We start from the raw sequence: 8810 nt of genomic DNA, 5'->3' as shown, positions 1-8810 counted from the left end.
GGTGCACGCGTTATAGAGGGTTTTGCTATCTTCGTTGCCCGCGGGTCGGGGGGGGGGGGGGGGGGGGGGGGGGGGTGCCCCCCCCCCCCCCCCCCCCCCCCCCCCCCCCCCCCCAGCCGCAGCTGGCCCGTCCGATCAGGGGGGCGGGATCAGATCGATGAGGAACGTCTGGTCAGGCGCGCCGGAGCAGCGTTCCCGGACGACCTCGGTCCCCGCGACGGTGTCCATGTCGCGCAGGCCGAGGCACTGGCTGGTGCCGACGGGACGGATGACGAAACGTCCCTCCTCCGCCGGACCGGCCGAGCCGATGGTGAACAACTGGTCCATACCATCGTCGTCACAGTCGTCGCGGGGTTCGATCAGGTCGTGTCCCAGCCCTTCGTTCACGACCGTGAGGCAGCCGACGCCGGTGTTCGGATGGTGCCACTGGAACTGCACGGCGTTCTCTTCCCCGACCGGGTCGATGAACAGATGCGGCGACGCGTCACCACCACAGAGTCGCTGGGCGACGATGGTGCCGGCGTAGAGCCCGGTCCGGTCGGTCCCTTCGGCGAGACAGAACTCGGGAGAGCGGGCGGGGCGGATCTGCGCCCAGCTGCCCACCTCCCGGATGTCCAGCCCCGGCACCACGGCCACGGTGTCCTTGCTTTTCGAAGACGCGCCGAAGGACCGGGTCAGATATCCCAGGGTCGCGAGGAGGACGACGCTCACGACCGCGGCCACGATCAGCGGCCCGCGCCGGCGCCGCCGCCGTGGCACCGGCACGGGCGCCGGTTCCGGTTCGGGTTCCGGCGGGGGTACGGGGGTCGCCTTCACGTCGTCGACGAGCCGCAGTGGAACCCCCATCGCGATCCGCGTCCGGGCGCCGAGCCACCGTCGTACGTCTTCGTCGTTCAGCCCGCACGCGCGCGTGAACGTTTCGACGAACGATTCGCGGGGCAGTGTGGTCCGGCCGAGAGTGGTCGCGACCGTACTCGCCGGAAGCGATCCCCCGAGTTCTTTCGCCCGTCCGGCCAGCTGTCGATAAGTCAGCCCGGACCACGTTCTCAATACACGCAGTGCCGCCGTGAACTCAGCCGGTGAAGACGCTGAGTCCGGTGACGGAACCGCCGTCGACGACTCCCCGTCGTCGTCCCCCTCATCCACGATCATCGCTCTAGATTGACTGAGCCGATCTCAGCCGCGATACCGCCATTCAGCGGCGCCGGAATCTGCTGTTCGGGCCCCCTCGAACGATTTCGAACAAGGCCGAACTACCCGAAGGTTGCCCACGCGCTGGTCAGGAAGTCAGGCTTGCCCCAGTCGGTCACCAAGCCGGCCACTTCGGGGGAGGCTCGGGAATACCGGGCCGAAGAAAAATGAGCAAACCAGAAGAGTCCGCATGATCATCGTCAAGCGCGACGGTGAACCCGGCGGAAACACCTGGTTCATCTCGGAAGGCATCCACTGAAATCTCTGCTCTGAAGACCGGATGACGCCTGACGGCGCCCGTATCGGGCCGCTTCTGCTGATTCCGAAGAGAAATCCTCGTGCGCCGCACATCTGAGCACACGCGAGGAATGAAGGCTGCGATTCCAGCAGCGGACCGGCGGTTCGCAGACCGACGCGCCGTGCCGATCGATCGGCACGGTGACCGTGCGTGGACATAAGCACCTCCCATGCCTCGTGGCGGTATGACTCGGTCTCGTTCGAACCCGGTCGTCCATAACTGGCGAACATCGGATTGTGTGGAGCGTTGTTGATGTATAGCGGGCAAAAAGATGTGGCCGAGAGGCAGGTCGCCGTCGTCGGGGCCGGTAATGCGGGTCTTTGCGCGGGTATAGCCGCGCTGCAGGCGGGCGCGACCGCCGTCAGTGTCCTCGAAGCCGCGCCGAAAGAACTGCGCGGCGGGAACAGTTCCTTGACCAGGACCATGCGTTTCTCCTGGCAGGGAAGCCCCTTCATCGCGGCCCTGTTGCGGGAGGCCGACAAAGAGCGGGTCGAAGAGATTCTGGACGGCCGGCCGGGGTACGCGGACGAGCAGTACCTCGACGACTGGTTGCGGGTGTCCGGCGACCAGGTGGACGTCGCCCTGATCGAATCGATCGTCCGCCGTTCGACGGAAACGATCACCTGGATGCGCGACTTCGGCCAGCGCTGGGCCCCGCGGCCGACCCCGCTCCCCGGTGACGTGCCGATCGTGCTGGACGGCGGGGGCCAAAGCCTTCAGGACCGCAACTTCGACCGGTTCGAACGGCTCGGTGGAACGGTCTTCTACGACAGCGCGGTCACCGGTTTCGAGAAGACCGCCGACGGCCGGTATCTGATCCACGGATCCGGGTCCGCCTTCCCGGTGCTCGCCGACGCGCTGGTGCTGGCGTCGGCGGGTTTCGAGGCGAACACCCGGCTGCGTGAACGTCACCTCGGCGAGGAGTGGCGGGACGTGAAGCTGCGAGGCGTTCCGTTCAACGAGGGCGCCCCCCTGGCGGCCGCCGTCGAGTTCGGCGCCGACACCGCGGGCAACTGGGAAAAGTGCCACACCACGCCGCAGGGCATCAAGTTGCCCGACTACATGCTGCCCGGACAGATGCACAAATCCCACGGCTTGGCCCGGTACGCCTTCCCGCTGGGTGTCGTGGTCAACCGGGAAGGGCGCCGGTTCTTCGACGAAGCCGGCGGCTACAGCAACCTCACCTATGTCACGCTCGGGCAGAAGATCCAGGAACAGCCGGGCCGGATCGCCTTCCAGATCTTCGACGACAAGGTCGTCTCGGCCGGGGCGCTCCCGAACGGCTACCTCGGTGACGAGGCGTCGGTGACCGTCTCCTCGATCGAGGAAGGCGCCCGTCGGCTCGGCATCGACGCCGCGAACCTGGCCGTCGAAATCGAGCGGCTGCATTCCGGCCATGCGGAGAAGCGGCTCGACACGCCTCCGTTCCTGTTCGTCCCCGTGGTCTGCGGCCTGACCTTCACCTACGGCGGGCTGTCCGTGACCCCCGGCGCCGAGGTGCGCGGCGGCGGCGAACCGATCGACGGGCTCTACGCGGCGGGCGTGATCGTCGGTGGCCTTTACGACCAGGGCTATCCGGGTGGCACCGGCCTGATGGCGGGAGCCGTGCTGGGCCGGGCGGCGGGCACCTCCGCCGCCCGCCACTCCATCCGGTCGCGGGGAGGGGAAGCCCGTGTCCGCACCGTCGCTGGTTGAAAAGACGATCGTGATCGTCGGGCTCGGCAAGATCGGGTCCCTGTACGCCGCGTGTTACGGGCAAGCGGGTCACCGGGTCCGCACCGTGGACATCGGCGACGGCGCCGACTGGGGCCGGGTGGAAGAGGTGCCGGATCCGTCGGGTGTCGACGTCTGGGTGGTCGCCACCCCGACGGCGACCCATCTCTCCGTGGTCGACGAGATCCTGCGGGTTCAGCCCGATGCCCGGATCATGCTCGAGAAACCGGCCTGCTACCCGGACGAACTCGATGCCCTCGTCCGCACGGTCCTGCGGAATCCCCGTGCCCGGATCATCGTCAACGACGTCTATTCCCACAGTGAAGCCGTGCGGCGCTTCGCGGCGTCGGTGCGGGAAGCCGGGGAGTTCGATCCGATCAGGAAGGTCACCATCGAATTCACCAAGAACCGGGAATTCGACGTCGCGAACGGCAGGTTCGTAGACACTCAATACGGCGAAGCCGGCTACGAAGGCTTCCACATGTTGAGCATTCTGCGCGCGATCCTTCCGGCCGATCAGTACCGGAGTTATCTGCACACGGCACCTTCGTCGGTGACGGCGGAAATGCGGGTGCTGACCTCGTCGATCGACCTGCCGGACGTCGAGCTCTACACGTCGTCGACCGGCGCCGTGGCCTTTCCCGGGCTGGCAGGCTTCGCGTTCCCCCAGGAAGTTTCGAGGGACTTCATCGCCCCCGCCACCATCCCTTACGGCTCCGAGTTCCGATATCGCTTCGCCGACGTGGAATTCCACTCCGGCAAACACGTCACCCTGGTGTTCGAACCTTTCTTCGGCTCGGACCTCGACCACAAGAACATCCACGCCGTCCACGTCCGGAACGCCGACGACCTTCTGGAACCGGTCTCGGCGCGCCATTTCCTGATCGCCGTCAACCATTTCAAGGAGGCACTTCTGACCCAGCTGAACCTGTTGGGGCACCTCGACGAGGGCACCACGGTGACCCGGCCCGCCGAGCACCGGTTCCTCGCCGCGTTGGGTTCGGCGATGTTCACCGGAATCTTCCCGCAGACAACGGAAAACGACCACGAGAAGTTCACACGAATTGGGAGCGAAGCATGACGCGAAGCATTGAGGACCTTTCGACATTGTTGCGACCGGCCAAGGACATGCTGGCCGAAGTCTCGGAACGGGAAGCGGCGCTGACCGAGGTCACGAGCCAGCTCAAGAACGACGACGCCGCCCGCGCGTTGTTCGGGAAGGTGTGCCGATTCGAGGCACCCTTCACCGCGAGCTGGATCCACGGCCCCGGCGACAAATCCCCTTACCTGTCCCTGGAACTGGCCGCGGCGTCCCTCGACGACGACCGGCATCGCGCCCTGCTCGCCGACATCGTGCTGTCGACGTCGCCCTCCATCCCCTACGACTACCGGGCGCTGGCCGCGGAAAAACTCGTCCAGGTCGGGACGGGTGAGTTCGCCGACGCCCTTCAGGAGGTCGTCGACTCGTACGAACCGCTGCCCACCCGCGGCCTCCAGGCCAAGATCGCCGTCCCCACCGATGGTATCGATCACCTCTTCGACATCCCGGAAACGGTGACCGGCAGGCTCGACCTCCTGATCGCGGCCAGCAGGGCGAAGACACTGGAGACCAGGCACCGGCTCGCCGTCCGGATTCTCGCGGACGGCGTCCTGCCGGCGGAGCCGGTCGGCGACGCGGAGCGGCTGATCCTCGAAGACGTCGGGACCACCATGGTGGCGGCGTCGGACTACCTCGTGCCATGGGACCAGGAGTTCCCCGGGGAGCACGGCTCGGGCCTCACGCTCGCGGAACTGGTGCGCATCACGCTGATGTGCGGTGAATTCTCGCTTCCGGACACGACCGTCCGGCCGATCCTGGTCGACTTCTACCGTTCGGTGCTGCGGACCGGCGGCCGTTCGATCATCGGCCTCTCGGCCGGCGTCTTCCACGTGGAACACGGCACGCTCGCCACGCCCTCGTACTACTACCAGGGCCGCGACGCGATCCTCGGCAAGGGCTGCGTGATCGACTGCGTCGGCGGGGCGGTCCTGCAGGCGGGCTCGTTCCTCGGCGGCGGTTACATGCCGATCCTGATCCACACCCACAAGCACATCCGCAAGGGCGACCAGGCCGCCGCCTCGGAGCGCAAGCAGATCCTTCCGTGCATTTTCGCGGCGGAAGCGGGCGCTCGCTACCCGATGGACGCCATCGGCCTGTTCGAAACCGTGGACTACCTCGGCAAGGAGACCCCGTACCAGGGAATCCGGGCGATCCCGCACGCCGAGTGACGCACGACTTGTTCGGCTGAGCACGAAATCCGTATCTCGCGATGCCATCGGGCAGGGCGGCTCCGTCCTGCCCGATGGCATCGAAAATGGAGGGTGAAGAGAATGGGTTCAACATCGGGGGCCAAGGTCGCCGTGATCGGCGCGGGCTATGTCGGTCTCACGACGGCCGCGTGCCTCTCGTCCTTGGGGCATCAGGTCGTCTGCGCGGACGTCGACCAGGAAAAGGTCGACGCGCTGCGGCGCGGTGAGGCGACCATCAGGGAACCGGGTATCTGCGAACTGGTGGTGGACGGACTGGCGTCCGGACGGCTGGGCTTCGTGCTCGGCGCGAGCACGGCGGCGGCCGGGGCGGATATCGTCATCCTCTGCGTGCCGACGCCGATGGGCGTGACCGGCGCGGCGGATCTGAGCACACTGGAAGCGGTCGTGACCGAGGTGCGGGATCTGCTGCCGTCCGGCTGCGTCGTGGTGAACAAGTCGACGGTTCCCGTCGGCACGGCGGCCGGCGTCGCGCGCCTGATCGACCGCGCCGACGTGGCGGTCGTGTCCAATCCCGAGTTCCTGCGCGAAGGGTTCGCGGTCCATGACTTCCTGAATCCCGACCGGATCGTGGTCGGCTCGGCCGATCGTGACCCGGTCTCCGCCCGCCGTGTCGCCGAACTGTACGAGAAGCTCGACACCGCCGTCCTGGTGACCGATTCCGCCAGCGCGGAGATGATCAAGTACGCGTCCAACTGCTACCTGGCGACGCGTCTGTCCTTTGTGAACACCGTCGCCGAGCTCTGCGAGTACCTCGACGCGAACGTCGACGACGTGACGGCCGGGATGGGGTACGACGAGCGGATCGGCAAGTCGTTCCTGCGGCCGGGACCGGGCTGGGGTGGCTCCTGCCTGCCGAAGGACACGTTCGCGCTGCTGCACATGGCGGAATCCGCGGGCAGTGACTTCATCCTGCTGCGAGCGGCGATCGAGACCAACCTGAAGCAGCAGGAACTGGTGGTGGACAAGGTGCGCAAGGCCGTCGGCGGCAACCTCGCCGGCACCCGGATCGGCCTGCTCGGCCTGACCTTCAAGGCCGGGACGGACGATCTGCGGGATTCCCCGGCACTGGTGATCGCGGCCCGGCTGGCGGCCGAAGGCGCGGTACTGTCCGGCTACGACCCCAGCGTCCACGCGCCGGTGGCGGGCGTGACCGACGACGTGCGGATCACCGGCACCGCCTATCACGCCGCGAAGGGCGCGGCCGCGATCGTGCTCCTGACCGAATGGCCGGAGTTCCGCGCCCTCGACTGGTCGCGGATCGCCGACCGGCTCGACGGCCGGTCCGTCATCGACACCCGGAACCTCCTCGACCCGGCCGCCGTGGCACGGACGGGGCTCTCGTATCAGGGCATCGGCCGTCCGGACAGCACCGGGAAATCGTTGCCGCGCACCGTCGGCATGGTGCGGCAAGCAGGGTGATCCCGGGGTGGACGACGAGTGGCCCTGCTCGTCGTCCCACCCCTCCGGCGTCGCCGAACAGGAGGACGGATGCCGAAACGAACCCAGTCCTGGGCCGCGCTTTTCTCACTGTGCCTGGGTTTCTTCATGGTCATGCTGGACATCAGCATCGTGAACATCGCGGTGCCTTCGATGGTGCGTGAACTCGGCACCGACCTGACCGCGGTGATCTGGGTGACCAGCGTGTACCTGCTCGCCTACGCCGTCCCGATCCTGCCTGCCAGCAGGCTGGGTGACCGGCTCGGGCCGAAGCGCGTCTTCGTCGCCGGCCTCCTGGTGTTCACCGCGGCCTCGCTGTGGTGCGGGCTTTCCGGCGACGTGGAAACACTGATCATCGCCCGGGCGGTGCAGGGTTTCGGCGCCGCGTTGCTGACCCCGCAGACCACGGCCTTCATCACGCATCTGTTCCCACCGGACGAACGCGGCCCGGCGATGGGCGCGTGGGGCAGTGTCGCGGGCCTCGCCATGATCGCCGGTCCGGTCCTTGGCGGGGTGCTCGTCGACGATCTCGGCTGGGAGTGGATCTTCTTCGCGAACGTCCCGGTCGGGCTGATCGCGCTGGTGCTCACCCTCGTCCTAGTCCCCGACTGGCGACCGGGGAACTCGCACCGGTTCGACGTCCCCGGCATCCTGCTCTTCGGCGCGGGCCTCGTCTGCGTCGTCTTCGGTATCCAAAATGGACAGACCTACGGCTGGGGCACGGTCGGCGCCGGGATCTCGGTCTTCGACATCATCGTGACCGGTGTGGCGCTGCTGGGCGGTTTCGTCCTGTGGCAACGGGCCAACCGCCGCGAACCGCTGCTGCCGTTGCGGATCTTCCGCCACCGCGACTTCTCGCTGGGGGCCGCGTCCGCGGTGACGGTCGGCTTCGCGATGACCGGCATGCTTCTGCTGCTCGTCATCTACGTGCAGTCGGTACTCGGCCTGTCCCCGGCCGAAGCCGGCCTGCTCATCGCGCCGCTCGCCATGGTGTCCGGCGGTGTCGCGCCGTTCGCCGGACGGCTGTCGGACCGGGTGAATCCCAAGTACCTGTTGATGTTCGGGTTGCTCTCCCTGTCCGGCGGCCTCTGCGTCCTCTCGCTGGTGATCATCCCGGCGAGCTCACCGCGGGCCCTGATCCCCGCCCTGCTGCTCTGCGGTCTCGGCGTCGGGTTCACCTTCTCCCCGATGAACAACGTGACCATCAACTCCGTCGAACGTTCACTGATCGGCAGCGCGTCGGGCATCTTCAACACCGCGCGCCAGGTCGGCGGGGTACTCGGCGGCGCGGCCGTCGGAGTGCTGCTGCAGGCACAGACGAGTGCCTCGATGGCCGTCCGGGCGAGCGAGGCGGCGGCCGCGTTGCCCGCCGAGTTCCGGCAACGCTTCGTCAGCGGCTTCACCGGTAAGGCCGGATCGGCGGCCGCCGCCACCGAATTCGGCGGCTCCCCCGTGGTCCCGGCGGACCTGCCGTCCGAGGTCGCCGGCCAGGCACGGGAACTGGCCGCGCAGGTCACCGGCGCCGCGCTGACGGACGCGGTCCAGGCCGCCTTCCTGCTTCCGGCCGGCGCGCTGATCCTCGGTCTGCTGTGTTCGGCGGGCTTGCGAGGCACCCGGCGCGAGCTACCGTCACATCATGACACTCGTACCGGCGGCCGACCTGGGCAACTGGAACGACGGTGACCGCGCACGCCGTCGACGAGGCCTTGACGCGCGTCGGGTTCCTCCAGGTCGTCGGGCGCGGCATCCCGAGGTCGAGGAAGAATCTCCGGCGATTGTTGTCCGGCACTGTCCGGTCCTGTCCGGCGGCTCCGACGTCTCCGGCAGAAGGCACCGAGGCGGTGTCAGCCGAGAGGAGCAA

The 8810-nt window shown here is 67.8% G+C and carries 6 protein-coding genes; 5 read left to right on the top strand and 1 reads right to left on the bottom strand.

Annotation, left to right across the window (positions count from 1 at the left end):
* Positions 1–135 precede the first annotated feature (135 nt).
* Positions 136–1152: a helix-turn-helix domain-containing protein gene (locus tag ACZ6DT_RS09680; RefSeq protein ID WP_465591291.1), complete on the bottom strand. Its 1017-nt coding sequence runs from the start codon at positions 1150–1152 to the stop codon at positions 136–138.
* A gap of 610 nt (positions 1153–1762) precedes the next feature.
* Here ACZ6DT_RS09680 and ACZ6DT_RS09675 point away from each other — a divergent pair.
* The 5 genes from ACZ6DT_RS09675 (at position 1763) to ACZ6DT_RS09655 (ending at position 8632) form a co-directional block, all read left to right on the top strand.
* Positions 1763–3184, top strand: a complete 1422-nt coding sequence (locus ACZ6DT_RS09675; RefSeq protein ID WP_465591289.1) for an FAD-dependent oxidoreductase — start codon at positions 1763–1765, stop codon at positions 3182–3184.
* Positions 3162–4283 (top strand): Gfo/Idh/MocA family oxidoreductase, encoded by a 1122-nt coding sequence (locus ACZ6DT_RS09670; RefSeq protein WP_465591287.1) that lies wholly within the window; start codon positions 3162–3164, stop codon positions 4281–4283. Before ACZ6DT_RS09675 ends, ACZ6DT_RS09670 begins: the two co-directional genes overlap by 23 nt.
* Complete coding sequence (locus ACZ6DT_RS09665) at positions 4280–5470, top strand: hypothetical protein (RefSeq protein WP_465591285.1); 1191 nt, start codon at positions 4280–4282, stop codon at positions 5468–5470. The genes ACZ6DT_RS09670 and ACZ6DT_RS09665 overlap by 4 nt, the downstream gene beginning before the upstream one ends.
* 102 nt (positions 5471–5572) lie before the next feature.
* Positions 5573–6931 carry a UDP-glucose dehydrogenase family protein gene (locus ACZ6DT_RS09660; protein ID WP_465591283.1) on the top strand — a complete coding sequence of 453 codons (1359 nt, stop codon included), beginning with the start codon at positions 5573–5575 and terminating at the stop codon, positions 6929–6931.
* A gap of 69 nt (positions 6932–7000) precedes the next feature.
* On the top strand, positions 7001–8632 hold the full coding sequence (locus ACZ6DT_RS09655) for a DHA2 family efflux MFS transporter permease subunit (protein ID WP_465591281.1): 1632 nt from the start codon (positions 7001–7003) through the stop codon (positions 8630–8632).
* Positions 8633–8810 lie beyond the last annotated feature (178 nt).

This window comes from Amycolatopsis sp. NPDC041971 (assembly GCF_055588925.1).
This window is presented reverse-complemented; position numbering and strand designations above follow the sequence as displayed.

What these genes read in the sequence shown, in the direction of transcription:
- ACZ6DT_RS09680 (WP_465591291.1), bottom strand. Translation starts at nt 1,152, where the DNA reads ATGATCGTGGATGAGGGGGACGACGACGGGGAGTCGTCGACGGCGGTT.
- ACZ6DT_RS09665 (WP_465591285.1), top strand. Translation starts at nt 4,280, where the DNA reads ATGACGCGAAGCATTGAGGACCTTTCGACATTGTTGCGACCGGCCAAG.
- ACZ6DT_RS09660 (WP_465591283.1), top strand. Translation starts at nt 5,573, where the DNA reads ATGGGTTCAACATCGGGGGCCAAGGTCGCCGTGATCGGCGCGGGCTAT.
- ACZ6DT_RS09655 (WP_465591281.1), top strand. Translation starts at nt 7,001, where the DNA reads ATGCCGAAACGAACCCAGTCCTGGGCCGCGCTTTTCTCACTGTGCCTG.